We start from the raw sequence: 17,535 nt of genomic DNA, 5'->3' as shown, positions 1-17,535 counted from the left end.
CGATCGCTCCCGCCATGCAGATGAATGCCAACTACACCAGTTTCGTCGCCGTCGGCGACTCCTTCACCGAGGGCATGTCGGACCTGCTGCCCGACGGCAGCTACCGCGGCTGGGCCGATCTGCTCGCCGCCCGGATGGCTGCCGTGTCCCCCGGTTTCCGGTACGCGAACCTCGCGGTGCGCGGGAAACTCATCGCGCAGATCGTGGCCGAGCAGGTGGACGTCGCTGCCGCCATGCGGCCCGATGTGATCACCCTGGTGGGCGGCCTCAACGACACGTTGCGCCCCAAGTGCGACATGGTCCGCGTACGCGACCTCCTCGAGGAAGCGGTGGAACGGCTCGCCCCGGCGTGCAAGCAGCTGGTCCTGATGCGCAGCCCCGGCCGGAACGGCCCCGTGTTCCAGCGCTTCCGCCCGCGCATGGAAGAACTCTTCGTCCACATAGACGAGTTGGCGGCACGGCACGGCGCCACGGTCGTGGACCTGTACGGATCGGCCGCCCTCGGCGACCAGCGCATGTGGGACGTCGACCGGCTGCACCTGACGCCTGAGGGCCACCGCAGGGTCGCGGAAGCGGTGTGGCAGTCACTCGGTTACGCCCCCGAGGACGACTGGAACTCCCTGCTCCCGGCCACCGCCCCGCCGAACTGGGCGGCGCGCCGCGTCATAGACGTCCGCTTCGCCCGGCAGCACCTCGTCCCCTGGATCGGCCGCCGCCTCACGGGCCGCTCCTCCGGGGACGGCCTCCCGGCCAAGCGGCCCGATCTGCTGCCTTACGAGGACGACCCGCGCGCGTAAGCCTGTCGCCGGCCTTTCTCGGCGCCGCGTACGCGCTCTACTCCTCCACCTCGTCCTCGAAGTGCAGCGCGATGGACTGCAGCACGTCCGCCGACGTCACATCGCTGCGCCCCTCGTCGTGGGCCTCGGCCAGTTGCGCGAAGGAGAAGGCGAAGGCCGAGGTGATCTGTTCGATGACGGGGCTCAGTTCCCGGCCCACCACCTCGGCCACCTCGATGGGGCTGGCATCGGCGGGGATCTCGATGCGCGGCAGCATCTCCTCGAGCATCGTGCCCACCGCGCCGCTTGGTTCGACCTCGCCTTCCGGGTTCTCCCGTACCTGTCGGCGCATCTCGATCGCCTCGGTCAGGATGCCGACGACTCTTTGGATGATCTCGCGCTGCTCCATGCCGTGAAGCCTAGACGTACGTGGATCACGAGAAGTTGTGGTGCACGGACTGCTCGTGTCGCAACCGGATCTCACCCGCTGCGGGGCGGGACCGCGAGAGCAGCTGCGGGAGCGGCTGTGAGTGCGACCTGGACGATGCTCCAACAGCCTGGGCCTCCCGGACTGTAGGGACGGTCAAAGGGCAGGTCGGACGGCAGGTAAACTCAATACACGTGACTGCCGCGCCTGCAAAGCCCCGTATCCCGAACGTCCTCGCCGGGCGTTATGCCTCCGCCGAGCTCGCCACCCTCTGGTCGCCCGAGCAGAAGGTGAAGCTGGAGCGTCAGCTCTGGCTCGCCGTCCTGCGGGCCCAGAAGGACCTGGGCATCGAGGTGCCGGACGCCGCCCTCGCCGACTACGAGCGGGTCATCGACGACGTCGACCTCGCCTCGATCGCCGAGCGCGAGAAGGTCACGCGCCATGACGTGAAGGCCCGCATCGAGGAGTTCAACGCCCTCGCCGGGCACGAGCAGGTCCACAAGGGCATGACCTCGCGCGACCTGACCGAGAACGTGGAGCAGCTCCAGATCCGGCTCTCCCTGGAGCTGGTGCGCGATCGCACCGTCGCGGTGCTCGCGCGGCTCGGGAAGCTGTCGGGCGAGTACGCCGAGCTGGTCATGGCGGGCCGCTCGCACAACGTCGCCGCGCAGGCGACGACCCTGGGCAAGCGCTTCGCGACGACCGCCGACGAGCTGCTCGTCGCGTACCGCCGCGTCGACGACCTCCTTCGCCGCTACCCGCTGCGCGGCATCAAGGGCCCCGTCGGCACCGCCCAGGACATGCTCGACCTGCTCGGCGGCGACGCCGAGAAGCTCACCGACCTGGAGCAGCGGATCGCCGGGCACCTCGGCTTCGACCGCGCCTTCACCTCGGTCGGCCAGGTCTACCCGCGCTCGCTGGACTACGAGGTCGTCACCGCCCTGGTGCAGCTCGCCTCCGGGCCCTCCTCGATGGCCAAGACCATCCGCCTGATGGCCGGGCACGAGCTCGTCACCGAGGGCTTCAAGCCGGGCCAGGTCGGCTCGTCCGCGATGCCGCACAAGATGAACACCCGCTCCTGCGAGCGCGTCAACGGCCTCACCGTCATCCTGCGCGGCTACGCGTCGATGACCGGCGAGCTGGCGGGCGACCAGTGGAACGAGGGCGACGTCTCCTGCTCGGTCGTGCGCCGGGTCGCCCTGCCCGACGCGTTCTTCGCGCTCGACGGGCTTCTGGAGACCTTCCTGACCGTGCTCGACGAGTTCGGCGCCTTCCCGGCCGTCGTCGCGCGTGAGCTGGACCGCTACCTCCCCTTCCTCGCCACGACCAAGGTCCTGATGGCCTCGGTGCGCGCGGGCGTCGGCCGCGAGGAGGCCCACGAGGCCATCAAGGAGAACGCCGTCGCCTCCGCGCTCGCCATGCGCGAGCAGGGCGCCGAGCGCAACGAACTCCTCGACAAGCTCGCCGCGGACTCGCGGATTCCGCTGGACCGCGCCGAGCTCGACGAGCTGATGGCCGACAAGCTGTCGTTCACGGGCGCGGCCGGCGACCAGGTCGCCGCCGTCGTCGCCCAGATCGAGGTGCTGCTCAAGGAGCACCCCGAGGCCGCGGCCTACGCCCCCGGCGCGATTCTCTAGAACCCTCGGTAGCCGTACTGACCGGTTGCAGCCTCCCGACGGGGCGTCGTCCTACAGGCCCACAGGCCTACAGGCCGACGTCCCTGCTGCGGAAGTCCTCGAGGGACTCGCGCCGCACCAGAAGCCGCGCGTGCCCGTCGGCCACGGCGACCACGGGAGGCCGCCCGACGAGGTTGTAGCCGGACGCCATCGAGAGGTGGTACGCACCGGCCACCGGTACGCCCAGGATGTCTCCCGGCCTTACGTCGCCCGGCAGTTCGATGTCGGAGGCGAGCACGTCGCCCGCCTCGCAGTGCCTCCCGACGACGGTCACCGGCGCGGACGCGACCGTGGAGTGCCGGCCGATCAGACGCGGCGCGTACCGCACGCCGTACAGCGCGGGCCGCGGGTTGTCGCTCATTCCGCCGTCCACGGCGACGAAGGTGCGCCCGCCGGTCCTCTTGACGGCGAGCACGCGGTAGAGGGCCACTCCGGCGGGGCCCGCGATGGCCCGTCCCGGTTCGATGAGCAGCTTGGGGACGGTGAGCCCGGCCGCCGCGCAGCTCTCGATCAGTTCGGCGCGCACCTTGCGGGCGAGCGTGGTGATGTCGAGGGCTTCCTCGCCGGGGCGGTAGGCGATGCCGTGGCCGCCGCCGAGGTCGAGTTCGGGCAGGGTGACGCCGTGCTGGTCCTTTATGCGGGCCATCAGGCCGACGAGCCTGCGTACGGCGGCGATGAACGGCTTGTCGGTGGTGATCTGCGAGCCCAAGTGGCAGTGCAGGCCCGTCAGTTCGAGTCCTGGCTGGCCGATGATGCGGGCGATGGCGTGCTGCGCGGAGCCGTCGGTGATCGACAGGCCGAACTTCTGGTCGTCGGTCCCGGTGCGGATCTTGGCGTGACCGCCCGCCGCGATACCCGGCACCACCCGGACCATCACCTTCTGACGGCTGCCCGGCGGCACGGCGGCGGCGAGCCGCGCGATCTCGGAGGCACTGTCGATGACGATGCGCCCGACGCCGAGCCGCAGCGCGGCTTCCAGGTCGTGCGGGCTCTTGGCGTTGCCGTGCAGCACCATGCGCTCGGCGGGGAAGCCCGTGGTCACGGCGAGCTCCAGCTCTCCCGCGGAACAGACGTCGAGCCCGAGCCCCTCCTCTGCGACCCAGTGGGCCATCGCGCGGCACAGGAACGCCTTGGCGGCGTAGTGCACTTCGGCGTCGGGGAAGGCGTGCAGGTAGGTGCGGCAGCGTGTTCGTACGTCGCCTTCGTCGATGAGGTAGGCCGGGGTGCCGAAGCGCTCGGCGATCTCGGTGAGCGGTACGCCGCCCACGGTGAGGTCGCCGTGGGCCAGGCGCGCGGTGGACGCGGGCCAGACGGACAGGTCGTCGTCGGCGGTGGCGTCCGGGGTGACGGGTTCGTGCAGGGTGGTCATGGGCAGGTTCTCTCTTCGCCTCGTCCTCTTGCGGTTCCGCTTCCGGTTCCGCGTCCTCAGCCGATCCAGGTGGTCAGGGCGCCGACCAGTGCGGCGGCCCCCGTGACGCGCAGCGCGCCGACCGCCTGCGGGTCCCACTCGCGCCAGGCGGCGGTGCGCCTCCTGGGTGCGCCGACGGGGTGCGCTGCGAGCCGCGGATCGACGGTGACTTCGTGGACGCCGAGCGGCTCGGTGAGCGCCCGAAGCGCCGGTTCCGAGAGCCTGATCCAGGCCTGGCGGGCGCCGAGGGCGGCACTGAGGCGCTGAGGGGTGGTGAAGGCGACGGCGGTACGGGCGCCGACGGGTGTGCGGAACAGGCGGGCGACGCTGCCCGCGGGTCCCGGCCGGACGGGGACGAAGAGCGGTCCGGCCGGGCCGGGTTCGAGGGGCTCGGGGTCCTCGGCGCACTGTTGCTCTGCCATGGGGTTCCTCCTTGAGGATCCTGTTCGGTGAACGGTGACCCCCGGGCCCGGGCAGGAACCCGGGGGCCTCACCTGACGCTATGCCCGGCGCCGGGTGCCACCTGCCCCTCCATGACGGGACGTTGACGGTGAACGAGCCCGTGTTGACGAGGGCTTGACGGGGCCGCGCCTCGTCCGGACGGCGGCCTGACCCGACCCGCCCGTCAAGCCCCCGTAAAGGCGACCGCGCACCGCGTCAGCGCCGCGTCAAGGTTCGGCGCGGCGGGAATCCCGCCCCCGCGAGGTGCCTAGCGTCTCCGTCATGGCCCGACGCATGACACGCCCCGCATGACACGCCCCGCACGGCGCACCCTCGCCACCCCCGGCATCCGCACGACACCCCTGTGGACGCACGACCGCACCTGGGCCGGGGACGCCCGCTCCGCGGCCGCCTGCGCCGCGCTGCTGTTCGGGCTGCTGATCGCGCTGGACGCGGTGACCGGCGGGCTCACCCCCTGGCGGGCGCCGCTCTGGCTGGGGCTCGGTGTGCTGCTGTTCGCCGCGCTCACGCCGCCGCGTGTGACGGCGCACGACACGACCCTGGTCTCACGGGGTCCGATCCGTGTCCGGTCGGTGCGGCTTGATCATCTCGTGGCGGTGCGCCGGTCCGACGGCATCGCACCGCGGCTCGTCCTGCGGGACGCGTCCGGCGGCGAGGTCGTACTTGACCCCGAGGTGCTCGTCGTCAATCCGCCGCTCTGGCGTCTCGTGGCCCAGGGGGCCCGCACATCTGTCGCCGACGGATCGCTCCTGTGCGGGGCGACCGTGCTGAGCCGGCTCGCGGAACGCATCGACCGCGACACGGCCGAGGGGATTTTCAAGGCCTCTGGCCTGGAGTGACTCCGGATCGGGGCACGGCGGGGCCCGGCCCCTGCCCCGCCGTAGCCGCACGCTCGTTCCAGATCAAGAGTGCCTGGAAGAGGCCAAGGTCACAGCCGTAGTCGGCACCGAGTGCCAGGTGTTCCGCCCTAGCATCATGCCCATGACGGTCCTGCCTGACGACGGGCTTCCCCTGGCCGCCGAGTTCCCTGATGCGACCCATGAGCAGTGGCAGCGCCTGGTGGAAGGCGTACTGCGCAAATCGGGTAAGGACGTATCGGGGTCGGCCGCTGAGGAAGCGCTGTCCACCGCGCTCGAGGACGGGCTCACGACCCGCCCCCTGTACACCGCCCGAGATGCCGCGCCTGACGCCGGTTACCCGGGTTTCGCCCCCTATATCAGGGGCGGCACCGCCGCGGGCAGCGCCGCGACGGGCTGGGACGTACGGCAGCGGCATGCGACCACGGACCCCGCGGGCACGAACGAGACGGTCCTCGCGGACCTGGAGAACGGCGTCACCTCGCTCTGGCTCGGCGTCGGCCCCGGCGCGCTCCCGGTGTCCGGCATCGAGCGCGCCCTTGACGGCGTCTTTCTCGACCTGGCACCCCTCGCCCTGGACGCGGGCGGCGAAGTCGGGCCCGCGGCACGCGAGTTGTTCCGGCTCTACGAGGAGCGGGGCATCCCGAAGGACACCGCGCACGGCACTCTCGGCGCGGACCCCCTCGGCCATGAGGCCCGCACCGGCGGGCGGCTCGACCCTGCCGCCGCGATCGAACTGGCCCGGCTGTGCGGGCAGGAGTACCCGAACCTGCGCGCGCTGGCCGTCGACGCCCTGCCGTACCACGAGGCCGGCGGCTCGGCCGCGCAGGAGCTCGGCGCATCGCTCGCCACGGCGGTCGCTTATCTGCGTGAGCTGACCGAGGCCGGGCTCACGGTCGAAGCGGCCTGCGCCCAGCTGGAGTTCCGGTACGCGGCCACCGCCGACCAGTTCCTGACCATCGCCAAGTTCCGGGCGGCGCGGCGGCTCTGGGCCCGCGTGGCCGAGGCCTGCGGCGCCCCGGACGCGGGGGCCCAGCGCCAGCACGCCGTGACCTCGCCCGTGATGATGTCGCGCCGCGATCCGTGGGTGAACATGCTGCGGACGACGGTGGCCTGCCTCGGCGCGGGCGTCGGCGGCGCCGACTCCGTGACCGTCCTGCCCTTCGACCACTCGCTGGGCCTGCCGGACGCGTTCGCGCGCCGCATCGCCCGCAACACCTCGACGATCCTCCTGGAGGAGTCGCACCTCGCCCGCGTGATCGACCCGGCGGGCGGCTCCTGGTACGTGGAGCGGCTCACGGACGAACTCGCCCACGCGGGCTGGGAGTTCTTCCAGGAGATCGAGCGCGCGGGCGGCCAGGCGGCGGCCCTGCGCTCCGGTCTGATCGGTGAACGTCTCGCCGCCACCTGGGCCAAGCGCAGCGAGAAGCTGGCCAAGCGGCGCGAACCGATCACCGGCGTCAGCGAGTTCCCCAACCTGACGGAGCGTCCGGTCGAGCGCGTGGCCCCGCCCGCCGAGCCGTCGGGCGGTCTGCCGCGCGTACGCCGCGACGAGGCGTACGAGATCCTGCGCTCACGCTCGGACGCCCACCTCGCATCGGCGGGGACCCGCCCCCGGGTGTTCCTCGCCGCACTCGGCCCCGCCGCCGCACACACCGCGCGGGCCTCCTTCGCCTCGAACCTCTTCCAGGCGGGCGGCATCGAGGCGGTCCACGACCCGGTGTCGGTGGACGCGACGACGGCCGCCGACGCGTTCAAGGCCAGCGGCGCCGCGGTGGCGTGCCTCTGCTCGAGCGACGCGCTCTACGAGGAGCAGGCCGCGGAGGTCGCCGACGCGCTCAAGTCGGCGGGCGCGCAGCGGGTGTTCCTCGCCGGGCGGCCCGCCGAGTACGCCGCCGTCGACGCGTACGTCTTCGCGGGCTGTGACACCGTCTCCGTGCTCTCCTCCACCCTCGACCACATGGGAGTGGCGTAATGCGGATCCCCGACTTCTCCGACGTCGAGCTGACGTCACAGGCACCCACCGAAGCCTCCAAGGACCAGTGGCGAAGCGCCGTCAAGGAGTCCACCGGCAAGGCCGACGACGACCTCCTGTGGGAGACCCCGGAGGGCATCGCGGTCAAGCCGCTGTACACCGGCGCCGACCTGGAAGGCATCGACTTCCTGCAGACGTATCCGGGTGTGGCGCCGTATCTGCGCGGCCCCTACCCCACGATGTACGTCAACCAGCCCTGGACGATCCGGCAGTACGCGGGGTTCTCCACGGCCGAGGAGTCCAACGCCTTCTACCGCCGCAACCTCGCGGCAGGGCAGAAGGGCCTCTCGATCGCCTTCGACCTGCCGACCCACCGCGGCTACGACAGTGACCACCCGCGCGTGACCGGCGACGTCGGTATGGCGGGCGTCGCGATCGACTCGATCTACGACATGCGTCAGCTCTTCGACGGCATTCCGCTGGACAAGATGACGGTGTCGATGACGATGAACGGCGCCGTGCTCCCCGTACTCGCGCTGTACATCGTGGCCGCCGAGGAACAGGGCGTGGCGCCCGAGAAGCTGGCCGGGACCATCCAGAACGACATCCTCAAAGAGTTCATGGTCCGCAACACCTACATCTATCCGCCCAAGCCCTCGATGCGGATCATCTCCGACATCTTCGCGTACACCTCGCAGAAGATGCCGCGCTACAACTCCATCTCGATCTCCGGCTATCACATCCAAGAGGCGGGCGCGACGGCCGACTTGGAGCTGGCGTACACCCTTGCCGACGGCGTGGAGTATCTGCGGGCCGGTCAGGAAGCGGGCCTGGACGTCGACGCGTTCGCGCCGCGGCTCTCCTTCTTCTGGGCGATCGGGATGAACTTCTTCATGGAGGTCGCCAAGCTCCGTGCGGCGCGCCTCCTCTGGGCGAAGCTGGTCAAGCAGTTCGACCCGAAGAACGCCAAGTCGCTCTCCCTGCGCACCCATTCGCAGACCTCGGGCTGGTCGCTCACCGCGCAGGACGTGTTCAACAACGTCACGCGTACGTGCGTCGAGGCGATGGCGGCGACGCAGGGCCACACCCAGTCGCTGCACACGAACGCCCTCGACGAGGCGCTCGCCCTGCCGACCGACTTCTCCGCGCGCATCGCCCGCAACACCCAGCTGCTCATCCAGCAGGAGTCGGGCACGACGCGGTCGATCGACCCGTGGGGCGGCAGCGCGTACGTCGAGAAGCTGACGCACGATCTGGCGCGCCGCGCCTGGCAGCACATCGAGGAGGTCGAGGCGGCGGGCGGCATGGCGCAGGCCATCGAAGCGGGCATCCCGAAGCTGCGCGTGGAGGAGGCCGCGGCCCGTACGCAGGCGAGGATCGACTCGGGGCGCCAGCCCGTCATCGGCGTCAACAAGTACCGCGTGGAGACCGACGAGCAGATCGACGTCCGGGCGGTCGACAACTCGTCCGTACGCAACCAGCAGATCGCCAAGCTGAAGCGTCTTCGCGAGGAGCGCGACGAGGCGGCCTGCCAGGACGCGCTGCGGGCGCTGACCGCGGCTGCCGGACGGGAACCCGGTCCGGGCCTCGAAGGCAACCTCCTGGCCCTGGCGGTCGACGCGGCCCGTGCGAAGGCGACGGTCGGCGAGATCTCCGACGCCCTGGAGACCTCCTACGGGCGGCACGCGGGGCAGATCCGTACGATCTCCGGTGTGTACCGCACCGAAGCAGGCTCGTCCCCGTCCGTGGAACGCACCCGCACGCTCGTCGGGTCCTTCGAGGAGGCCGAGGGGCGCCGCCCGCGCATCCTGGTCGCCAAGATGGGCCAGGACGGCCACGACCGCGGCCAGAAGGTCATCGCCACCGCCTTCGCCGACCTCGGCTTCGACGTCGACGTCGGCCCGCTCTTCCAGACCCCGGCGGAGGTCGCGCGCCAGGCGGTCGAGGCGGACGTGCACATCGTCGGCGTCTCGTCGCTCGCCGCCGGGCACCTCACCCTCGTACCTGCACTGCGTGCGGAGCTCGCCGCCGAGGGCCGTGAGGACATCATGGTCGTCGTGGGCGGCGTGATCCCGCCGCAGGACGTGCCGACCCTCCTCGAGATGGGCGCGGCGGCCGTCTTCCCGCCCGGCACGGTGATCCCGGACGCCGCGTACGACCTGGTGAAACGGCTGGCGGCCGACCTCGGCCACGAGCTGTGAGCATGGCAGCGCCGAGGATCGACATCGACGCGTACGTCAAGGGCGTCCTCGACGGGAAGCGGGCGCAGATCGCACGCGCCATCACGCTCGTCGAGTCGACCCGACCCCAACACCGCGCCCTCGCACAGGAGTTGCTGACGCAGCTGCTTCCGCACAGCGGGCGGGCGCGGCGGATCGGCATCAGCGGGGTGCCCGGCGTGGGCAAGTCCACGTTCATCGACGCGCTCGGCACGATGCTGACCGGGCTCGGGCACCGGGTGGCGGTCCTCGCCGTCGATCCTTCCTCCACCCGGACGGGCGGCTCGATCCTCGGCGACAAGACGAGGATGGAACGCCTCGCGGTGGACCCGGCGGCGTTCGTGCGTCCATCGCCCACCGCGGGGACGCTCGGCGGGGTCGCGAAGGCGACGCGTGAGTCGATCGTGGTGATGGAGGCGGCGGGCTACGACGTCGTGCTGGTGGAGACCGTGGGCGTGGGCCAGTCGGAGACGGCGGTCGCGAACATGGTCGACTCGTTCCTGCTGCTGAGCCTGGCCCGCACCGGCGATCAACTGCAGGGCATCAAGAAGGGCGTCCTCGAACTCGCGGACGTCCTGGCCATCAACAAGGCGGACGGCCCGCACGAGCGTGACGCGCGCTCGGCGGCACGTGAACTCGCGGGCGCACTACGCCTGATGCACCCTGCGGACGCCGCGTGGACACCGCCGGTGCTCAGCTGCAGCGCGCGGGAGTCCAGCGGCCTCGACGAGGTCTGGGACCGCCTGGAACAGCACCGTTCACTCCTCGACTCCACGGGCCGCCTCGCCGCCAAGCGACGCGATCAGCAGGTCGACTGGACGTGGACGATGGTGCGGGACGAACTCCTTGACCGGCTGCGGGGGGACGGGGCCGTGCGGGATCTGGCACCGGAGCTTGAACAGCGGGTGCGCGAGGGCACGTTGACGGCCACGACGGCGGCCGAGCGGATTCTGGAGGCGTTTCAGGGGGGCGGGGGTTCCGGGGCTGCCGGGACTGCCTAAGGCGCTGGGGGGCGGCAGAGCGATGCCCGAAATCCCTTACGAAAGTAGTGAGTTGCTCCGCACCTTCGTCAGTGCCGGACACTTACCGCGATTCATACGCTCCAGGGCATGATCAGAACCCACTCACGGCGCAGCGCCGTCACCGCTCTGTTGGCCTTCTCCCTCCTCACCCCTGCCGTCGCGGCCTGCGCCGAGGGCGACGGCTCGTCGTCAGCGGGACAAGCGTCCCCGCCGGCGTCGGAGGCCGCGCTTTCCCTTCCGCGCCCTTCCGGGTCCCACGAGATCGGACGGGACACCCTCCACCTCGTGGACGACGAGCGACGTGACCCGTGGGTGCCCTCAGCCGGGTCCCGAGAGCTGATGGTGTCCGTCCTTTATCCGGCCCGGCGCGCTGACGGTGACGGCGGCCGTGCGCCCTACCTGGCGACCAAGGAGGCCGAACTTCTGCTGAAGGGGCAGAAACTGGACAAGTTGTACGACGCCGAGCAACTGACCTCCGTCCGCACGAACTCCCGCGCCGCCGCCGGGCCCACCAGGGGCAAGCACCCGCTCGTCGTCCTCTCCCCGGGCTTCACGCTGCACCGTGCCACCCTCAGCGCACTCGCGGAGAACCTGGCTTCCCACGGTTACATCGTCGCCCTCGTCGACCACGCATACGAGTCCTTCGGAACGGAATTCCCGGGCAGGAAGGGCACAAAGGACCCCTCGCGCCTCCGCACCTGTGTCGCGTGCGAGAGGGTCGAGCAGGCGCCTAACGGTGACGCCGGGGAGAGGAAGGCGCTGGCCAAGGCCGCACGGAACCGCGCAGCGGACATTTCCTTCGTCATCGACGAGTTGACCGGAGACGATGTGCCCGGACGATCCCGGCCAGGTGGCGGACGGCACCCCGACTACGCGGCTCTCGTCGACACTCGGCGGATAGGGGCCGCAGGCCACTCGCTGGGCGGGAACGCGGCGACCGTGGCTGCCGGAACGGACCGCCGAATCCGCGCCGCCGCCAACCTGGACGGCACGTTCTTCGCCCCGGTTCCGTCCCCCGGCACCAGCCGCCCCGTCCTCATGCTCGGTACCCGCGAGGGGCACGACCCCCGTGCCGAAGACGTCACCTGGCCACGCCAATGGCACCTCCTGTACGGCTGGAAGCGCTGGCTCACGGTTGCGGACTCCGGCCATCTCACCTTCACCGACCTGCCGATACTCGGCGGTCAGCTCGGCATGACCGACCCCTCGGCCCCGCTCTCCGGCAAACGCTCGGGGGAGATCACCACCGGATACGTCACGGCCTTCTTCGACCGGCATCTCCGCGACCGGCACCGCCCCCTCCTCGACGGCCCCTCGAAAGCCAACCCGGAGGTCGCCTTCCACTCGCCCTGACGGAACCGGGCGCTCGGTCAGGGCCAGGCATCCGGCAGGACGAGCCAGACCTCGGAGAAGGCAAGACCGTGCTCGCTGTTGGCGCCGATGGCCCCGCCCGGACCGTGGCCCCCTCCGCCGCCCGGCGCGGCGACGCCGTAGATTCGACCCGTGCGGGCGCAGCCCCTCACGTGCCAGGCCGACCGAACCGCCCGTCGTCGAAGGAGCCACCTGCCCCATGACCACCGCTGACTCCGACGAAGCTCCCGTCCTCCATCGCACCCACGGCCACGCGGGGCACATCGTTCTCAACCGTCCCCGTGCCATCAACGCCCTCAACCACGCCATGGTCGGCTTGATGGACGACGTCCTCAGCGGCTGGGAGCGGGACGACGCCATCGAGACCGTCGTCCTCACCGGCGCAGGTGCCCGCGGGCTGTGCGCCGGGGGCGACATCCGGTCGATCCACGATGATGTGCGGGCGGGCGGCGGCTCCGCGTCCGTAGCCTTCTGGCGTGACGAGTACCGGCTCAACGCCCGCATCGCCCGCTTCCCGAAGCCGTACGTCGCCGTCATGGACGGCATCGTGATGGGCGGCGGGGTCGGCGTATCCGCGCACGGCAGCGTGCGGATCGTCACCGAGCGCTCCCGGATCGCCATGCCGGAGACCGGGATCGGCTTCGTGCCGGACGTCGGCGGTACGTATCTGCTGACGCGGACGCCCGGCGAACTGGGCACCCACCTCGCGCTGACCGGCTCGGCCGTGGGCGCGGGCGACGCGCTGCTGTGCGGCCTCGCCGACCACTACGTGCCCTCGGAGCGGCTTCCGGAGTTCACCGCCGCGCTGGCCGACGCCGAGGTGGACGAGGTCGTCGCGCGGTACGCCACCGCAGCACCCGAGGGCGAACTCGCCGCCCACCGCGAGTGGATCGACGCCTGCTACGCCGCCGACTCCGTGGAGGAGATCGTCGACCGGCTGTACGACTCAGGGGACCGGGCGGCGAAGGAGACGGCCGAGACCATCCTCGGCAAGTCGCCGACCTCTCTGAAGGTCACCCTCGCCTCCCTGCGCCGGGCCCGCGCCCTGGCCACACTCGAGCAGGTACTCGACCAGGAGTACCGCGTATCGGCCACCGCGATCGGCGCACCTGACCTGGTCGAGGGCGTCCGCGCCCAGGTGGTCGACAAGGACCGCGACCCGCAATGGTCCCCCGCCGAGCTCGCGCAGGTGACCGACGCGGACGTGGCCCGCCACTTCGCGCCGCGCGCCGGCGACGAGCTCGGACTGGCCCCCGAGGCGGACCCACGGTGCCCCTGATCCAGACGCCCCGCCTCGTCCTGCGGCGCTGGCGCGATGCGGACGTCGCCCCCATGACCCTCATCAACTCCGACCCCGAGGTGATGCGGTGGATCGGCGACGGCTCCGCCCATGACGGGGAAGAGCAGACCCGGTCCACCATGGCGAGGTGGGAGCACGGGTGGGAGACCGAGGGCTTCGGGCTCTTCGCGGTGGAGGTCCGTGCCACCGGTGAACTCGCCGGGTTCACCGGGCTTTCCGTGCCGCACTACCTCCCCGAGGTGATGCCCGCGGTGGAGATCGGCTGGCGCCTCGGCCGTTCCTTCTGGGGACAGGGCCTGGCCACCGAGGCGGCACGTGCCGCCCTCGACTTCGGCCTCACCGACCGTGGTCTGGAGCGGATCGTCAGCATCGTCCAGGTCGGCAACGACGCTTCGGAACGCATCATGAACAAGCTCGGCATGCGGGTGGAGCGAGGCACCTTCGACCCTCACTGCGGCCGTGCCCTGCGCATCCACTCTCTCGACGCCTCCGCTACGGCGGATCTGTCTCCGTGACGACGGCGAGCAGCTGGAAGGGCAGTTCCCTGTCCCACTGGGAGACCCCGAGAGCGATCCACCGGCCATCGACCCGCCACAGATGAAGGTCCGGCACCGAGGAGCTCAGCGAGCCCCACGGCTCCGGTATGTCCTCGCCCGCATCGCTCTCGCCGCCGTACTCATCGCCCGATGACCGCTCGAAGAGGCTCGCCAGGCTGAATATCTGCGGCGCTCCCCAGCGTTCGGCGAGCAGGACCGTCAGGCCGTCACGCTCGGCCTCGTACTGCTCCTCGGTCGCTTCCCACTCCGTGCCGTCGTCCTCCCAGAAGTCGCCACTCGTCAGTAACTCGGCGATGTGATACCCCGGACCGCCGACGCCGCCGTTCGACCAGCCGTGCTCGGCGGGGAACTCCCGTGAGCGCAGCAGGTCGATCGCGGCGAGATGCTGTGCGGTACTCATGACATCCAGTAAACCGGTCGCCACTGACAACTGTCCCGCCGTCAGGCTCCCGGCGTCACCATCCGGACATCGTGCCTCACGCGTCGCGCCGCCGCACCGCCCACCAGCCCGCGAGCAGCGCGGCAGCCGCCCACGCCGCCAGGACGGCAAGTCCCGCCCAGGGGCCGAGCGTTCCCGTCGGGTTCTCGTGCAGCACCTGCTGTCCCGCCTTGTCCGGCAGGAACTCCGCGACGCCGCTCGCCACGTCCCCGACCACGAAGGACACGATGAGCGTGAACGGGATGAGGATGCTCAGTACGGCGACCCCGCTGCGCAGCAGCATGGTCAGGCCCGCGGCGAGCAACGCCATGAGCGCGAGGTAGATGCCACCGCCGACGCACGCCCGGACGGCACCGTCATGGCCGAGGCCGATGGCGTAGTCCCCCATGAAGGCCTGACCGGCCAGGAAGCCCACGAAGCTGGTGAGGAGCCCCACGCCGAGCGCCAGGGCGCCCACCACTGCGACCTTGGAGCCGTAGAAGAGCCCTCTGCGCGGCACCGCGGAGAGCGAGATGCGCAGCGCGCCGTTCAGGTACTCGGATGACATCGCCGTCGTACCGAAGCTGATGGCGGCGATCTGGCCGAAGTTGAGTGCGTAGAAGGCGCCCCAGAGCGGTTCGAAGTCGGCGTTGTCCGCCTCCGCCGTGCCGACCGCGGCGAACGCGAGCACGGTGATGGCGAGGGTGGCCACGAAGACGGCGATCAGTGAACCGAGGCTGGCGCGCACCGACTTGATCTTGATCCACTCCGAGTGGAGCACGGCGGGTGTCGACATGGTCAGGCCTCCTGGCGGGGCAACGAAGTGGCGGCGGCGAACTCGGTCTCGTCGGCCGTGAGGGCGAGGTAGGCCTGCTCCAAGGAGGCCTGCTCGTCGGAGAGTTCGAGGAGAGGAATGCCGTGACCGGCGGCGATGGACCCGATCTCCTCGGCCTTCGCGCCGTCCACCGTCCAGCGGCCGTCGTCCCCCGCGGTCATCACGTACCCCTTGTCCGTCAGGAGGTCTCGCAGCCGGTCGCTCTCCGGGGTGCGCAGCCGGACGCGCGGGCTGCTGTGCGCAGCGATGAAGTCCGGCATCGAGGTGTCCGCGAGGAGCTTGCCGCGGCCGAGGACCACCAGGTGGTCGGCGAACGTGGCCGTCTCGTTCATGAGATGGCTGGACACGAGGACCGTCCGGCCCTCACGGGCGAGGCGCCGCATCAGTTCGCGGATCCAGATGATGCCTTCGGGGTCGAGGCCGTTGGACGGCTCGTCCAGCATGACGACGCGCGGGTCGCCGAGCAGTGCCCCCGCGATGCCCAGGCGTTGACGCATGCCGAGCGAGAACGTCTTGATCCGGCGCCCCGCCACCGTGGCGAGTCCGGCCTCTTCGAGTACCTCGTCCACGCGCCGGGCGGGGATGCGGTTGCTGACGGCGAGGGCGAGGAGGTGGTTGCGTGCGGTACGCGATCCGTGCGCGGCCTGGGCGTCGAGCAGGGCTCCCACGTGGCGCAGGGGTTCGTCGATGGCCGCATAGGGCCGACCGCCCACGGTCGCGGTGCCCGAAGTGGGCCGGTCGAGGCCGAGGACGAGTCGCATGGTGGTGGACTTGCCGGCGCCGTTGGGGCCGAGGAACCCGGTGACCTTCCCCGGGCGGACGGTGAAGGTCAGTCCGTCCACCGCGCGGGTGGTGCCGTACTCCTTGGTGAGGTCTTGGACGTCGATGCTGGTCATGGGTCCAGACTCGCGGCCGGGCGGGTGTCGGGGCTTCCCCCGGCCGGGGGCTTCGTCTCCCCCTCACGGGGGAGCCGGGCAGGCTTGCCCTGCTGGCACGATGGCGTGATGCCCCGCTTCCTTCGGCCGCTCACGCAGGCGGTGACCTATACGCGTTGGCTGCATCTGCTCATCGGCTCGGCCATCCCCTTGATGGGCGCGTTCATCACGCCAGGGCTCAGCACCCTCTCAACCGCCGAGTGGGTGCAGATCGCGCTTCAGCCGATCCCGCTGGTGGCGGCGGCCGCCCTGCTGCTGCCGTTCCTGCGCAGGGCGGAGGGGCTGCAGGCGCGGCTGATGCTGTTTCCGGGGCAGCACGCGCGCGTGCGCGGCGGCGACGAGGACTCCGGCATCTCCGTGGCTCCCTCAGCGTCGTGGCGCGAGCGGGGCAGGACGGCGCTGTGGGCCGTGCTTCGCCTGGAGGCCGGCTTCGCGGCGGGCTTCGTCACGGTGCAGTTCCTCGGGACCGCACTGGCCCTGGTGGGAGCGGCGTCGTCGGATTCCCGACAGGAACCCGGGGTGCTCTTCCCCCTGCCGGGACCGAACCCGGCGAACGCGCTGCTCGTTCCGGTCCCGGTCCTGGTGCTCCTGGGGATCATGGTGGTTGCGGGCCGGCTGATGACCTCGGCCGCCCGGCATCTCCTCGGCCCCTCCCCCAAGGAGCGCCTCGCCGCCCTGGAGGAGCGCACGGAGCAACTCCTCGAACGCAACCGGATCGCGCGGGAACTGCACGACTCCATAGGGCACGCGCTGACCGTCGCCGTGGTTCAGGCGGGGGCCGCCAGGGCCGCCGCCGACCCGGAGTTCACCACCCGCGCACTGGGCGCGATCGAAGAGACCGGCAGGGCCGCCCTGGAGGACCTGGAGCGTGTCCTGCGGGTGCTGCGCACGGACGGGCAGCCCGCGAGCCGCCGTCCCACCCTCGCCGAGGCCGCCCAACTCCTGGATTCCGCGCGGGCTTCGGGGGCGAAGGTCGACACGGAGGTGACGGGCCCCGTGGAGCGTCTGCCGGGCCCGGTCACCCGCGAGGCCTACCGCATGCTCCAGGAGGCCCTCACGAACGTGCTGCGCCACGCCGGGCCGGTTCCGGTACAGGTGCGGGTCACGGTTCACGAGACGGCCCTGGAGATCGACGTACGCAACGCACTGTCCCCTGGCGGGGAGAACACCGGTCGCGGCGGCAGCGGCCTGCGCGGCATCCGGGAACGGGCCACGCTGCTGGGCGGCCGGGCCACCACGGGCCCGCGTGAAGGCGAGTGGCAGGTGCACGTCGAGCTGCCCCTGGGGTGACCCCCCG

The 17,535-nt window shown here is 71.2% G+C and carries 16 protein-coding genes; 10 read left to right on the top strand and 6 right to left on the bottom strand.

All coding sequences use genetic code 11. The annotated features are described in order from the left end of the window. Nucleotides 1-14: 14 nt before the first annotated feature. On the top strand, nucleotides 15-797 hold the full coding sequence (locus ACFQ7F_RS05335; RefSeq protein WP_383266372.1) for an SGNH/GDSL hydrolase family protein: 783 nt from the start codon (nucleotides 15-17) through the stop codon (nucleotides 795-797). A gap of 37 nt (nucleotides 798-834) precedes the next feature. Here the strand turns inward: ACFQ7F_RS05335 and ACFQ7F_RS05330 are convergent, their stop codons facing one another. Beyond that, nucleotides 835-1,185 carry a hypothetical protein gene (locus tag ACFQ7F_RS05330; RefSeq protein WP_383266369.1) on the bottom strand — a complete coding sequence of 117 codons (351 nt, stop codon included), beginning with the start codon at nucleotides 1,183-1,185 and terminating at the stop codon, nucleotides 835-837. A 212-nt stretch (nucleotides 1,186-1,397) separates the two neighbouring features. Between ACFQ7F_RS05330 and purB the strand changes: the two genes are divergently transcribed. After that, the gene (gene purB / locus ACFQ7F_RS05325) at nucleotides 1,398-2,840 is read left to right on the top strand and encodes an adenylosuccinate lyase (protein ID WP_383266365.1); all 1,443 of its coding nucleotides are present in this window, start codon (nucleotides 1,398-1,400) and stop codon (nucleotides 2,838-2,840) included. A 67-nt stretch (nucleotides 2,841-2,907) separates the two neighbouring features. On the opposite strand, the gene lysA is transcribed toward purB, so the two are convergent. After that, the gene (gene lysA, locus ACFQ7F_RS05320) at nucleotides 2,908-4,248 is read right to left on the bottom strand and encodes a diaminopimelate decarboxylase (RefSeq protein ID WP_383266362.1); all 1,341 of its coding nucleotides are present in this window, start codon (nucleotides 4,246-4,248) and stop codon (nucleotides 2,908-2,910) included. A 56-nt stretch (nucleotides 4,249-4,304) separates the two neighbouring features. Beyond that, nucleotides 4,305-4,709 carry an SAV_915 family protein gene (locus ACFQ7F_RS05315; RefSeq protein WP_383266360.1) on the bottom strand — a complete coding sequence of 135 codons (405 nt, stop codon included), beginning with the start codon at nucleotides 4,707-4,709 and terminating at the stop codon, nucleotides 4,305-4,307. Nucleotides 4,710-5,036: 327 nt separating this feature from the next. Here ACFQ7F_RS05315 and ACFQ7F_RS05310 point away from each other — a divergent pair, with 327 nt between their 5' ends. The 7 genes from ACFQ7F_RS05310 to ACFQ7F_RS05280 all read left to right on the top strand — a co-directional run bounded on the left by ACFQ7F_RS05310 (nucleotide 5,037) and on the right by ACFQ7F_RS05280 (nucleotide 14,008). Continuing rightward, the gene (locus tag ACFQ7F_RS05310; RefSeq protein ID WP_383266358.1) at nucleotides 5,037-5,588 is read left to right on the top strand and encodes a hypothetical protein; all 552 of its coding nucleotides are present in this window, start codon (nucleotides 5,037-5,039) and stop codon (nucleotides 5,586-5,588) included. A 142-nt stretch (nucleotides 5,589-5,730) separates the two neighbouring features. Then, nucleotides 5,731-7,581 (top strand): methylmalonyl-CoA mutase small subunit, encoded by a 1,851-nt coding sequence (gene mutA / locus ACFQ7F_RS05305; RefSeq protein WP_383266356.1) that lies wholly within the window; start codon nucleotides 5,731-5,733, stop codon nucleotides 7,579-7,581. After that, nucleotides 7,581-9,782: a methylmalonyl-CoA mutase gene (scpA, locus tag ACFQ7F_RS05300; protein ID WP_383266353.1), complete on the top strand. Its 2,202-nt coding sequence runs from the start codon at nucleotides 7,581-7,583 to the stop codon at nucleotides 9,780-9,782. The genes mutA and scpA overlap by 1 nt, the downstream gene beginning before the upstream one ends. A gap of 2 nt (nucleotides 9,783-9,784) precedes the next feature. After that, nucleotides 9,785-10,801 carry a methylmalonyl Co-A mutase-associated GTPase MeaB gene (meaB, locus tag ACFQ7F_RS05295; RefSeq protein WP_383266349.1) on the top strand — a complete coding sequence of 339 codons (1,017 nt, stop codon included), beginning with the start codon at nucleotides 9,785-9,787 and terminating at the stop codon, nucleotides 10,799-10,801. Nucleotides 10,802-10,909: 108 nt separating this feature from the next. Next, complete coding sequence (locus ACFQ7F_RS05290) at nucleotides 10,910-12,175, top strand: alpha/beta hydrolase family protein (RefSeq protein WP_383266346.1); 1,266 nt, start codon at nucleotides 10,910-10,912, stop codon at nucleotides 12,173-12,175. A 217-nt stretch (nucleotides 12,176-12,392) separates the two neighbouring features. After that, nucleotides 12,393-13,472, top strand: a complete 1,080-nt coding sequence (locus ACFQ7F_RS05285) for an enoyl-CoA hydratase/isomerase family protein (RefSeq protein WP_383266344.1) — start codon at nucleotides 12,393-12,395, stop codon at nucleotides 13,470-13,472. Then, nucleotides 13,463-14,008 carry a GNAT family N-acetyltransferase gene (locus tag ACFQ7F_RS05280; RefSeq protein ID WP_383266342.1) on the top strand — a complete coding sequence of 182 codons (546 nt, stop codon included), beginning with the start codon at nucleotides 13,463-13,465 and terminating at the stop codon, nucleotides 14,006-14,008. Before ACFQ7F_RS05285 ends, ACFQ7F_RS05280 begins: the two co-directional genes overlap by 10 nt. Here ACFQ7F_RS05280 and ACFQ7F_RS05275 read toward each other — a convergent pair. The 3 genes from ACFQ7F_RS05275 to ACFQ7F_RS05265 form a co-directional block, all read right to left on the bottom strand. Next, a complete protein-coding gene (locus tag ACFQ7F_RS05275) occupies nucleotides 13,986-14,450 on the bottom strand; it encodes a hypothetical protein (RefSeq protein WP_383266339.1) in 465 nt (154 codons plus the stop codon). The two genes, ACFQ7F_RS05280 and ACFQ7F_RS05275, sit on opposite strands and share 23 nt — an antisense overlap. 76 nt (nucleotides 14,451-14,526) lie before the next feature. Next, nucleotides 14,527-15,264, bottom strand: coding sequence for an ABC transporter permease (locus ACFQ7F_RS05270; protein ID WP_383266337.1), 738 nt, complete (start codon nucleotides 15,262-15,264; stop codon nucleotides 14,527-14,529). Between the two features lie 2 nt (nucleotides 15,265-15,266). Beyond that, nucleotides 15,267-16,199 carry an ABC transporter ATP-binding protein gene (locus tag ACFQ7F_RS05265; RefSeq protein WP_383266335.1) on the bottom strand — a complete coding sequence of 311 codons (933 nt, stop codon included), beginning with the start codon at nucleotides 16,197-16,199 and terminating at the stop codon, nucleotides 15,267-15,269. Between the two features lie 108 nt (nucleotides 16,200-16,307). Here ACFQ7F_RS05265 and ACFQ7F_RS05260 point away from each other — a divergent pair, with 108 nt between their 5' ends. Further along, a complete protein-coding gene (locus ACFQ7F_RS05260; protein WP_383266333.1) occupies nucleotides 16,308-17,528 on the top strand; it encodes a sensor histidine kinase in 1,221 nt (406 codons plus the stop codon). Nucleotides 17,529-17,535 lie beyond the last annotated feature (7 nt).

Origin of the sequence: Streptomyces sp. NPDC056486 (genome assembly GCF_042795295.1) — a bacterium.
Classification (GTDB): Bacteria; Actinomycetota; Actinomycetes; order Streptomycetales; family Streptomycetaceae; genus Streptomyces.
This window is presented reverse-complemented; position numbering and strand designations above follow the sequence as displayed.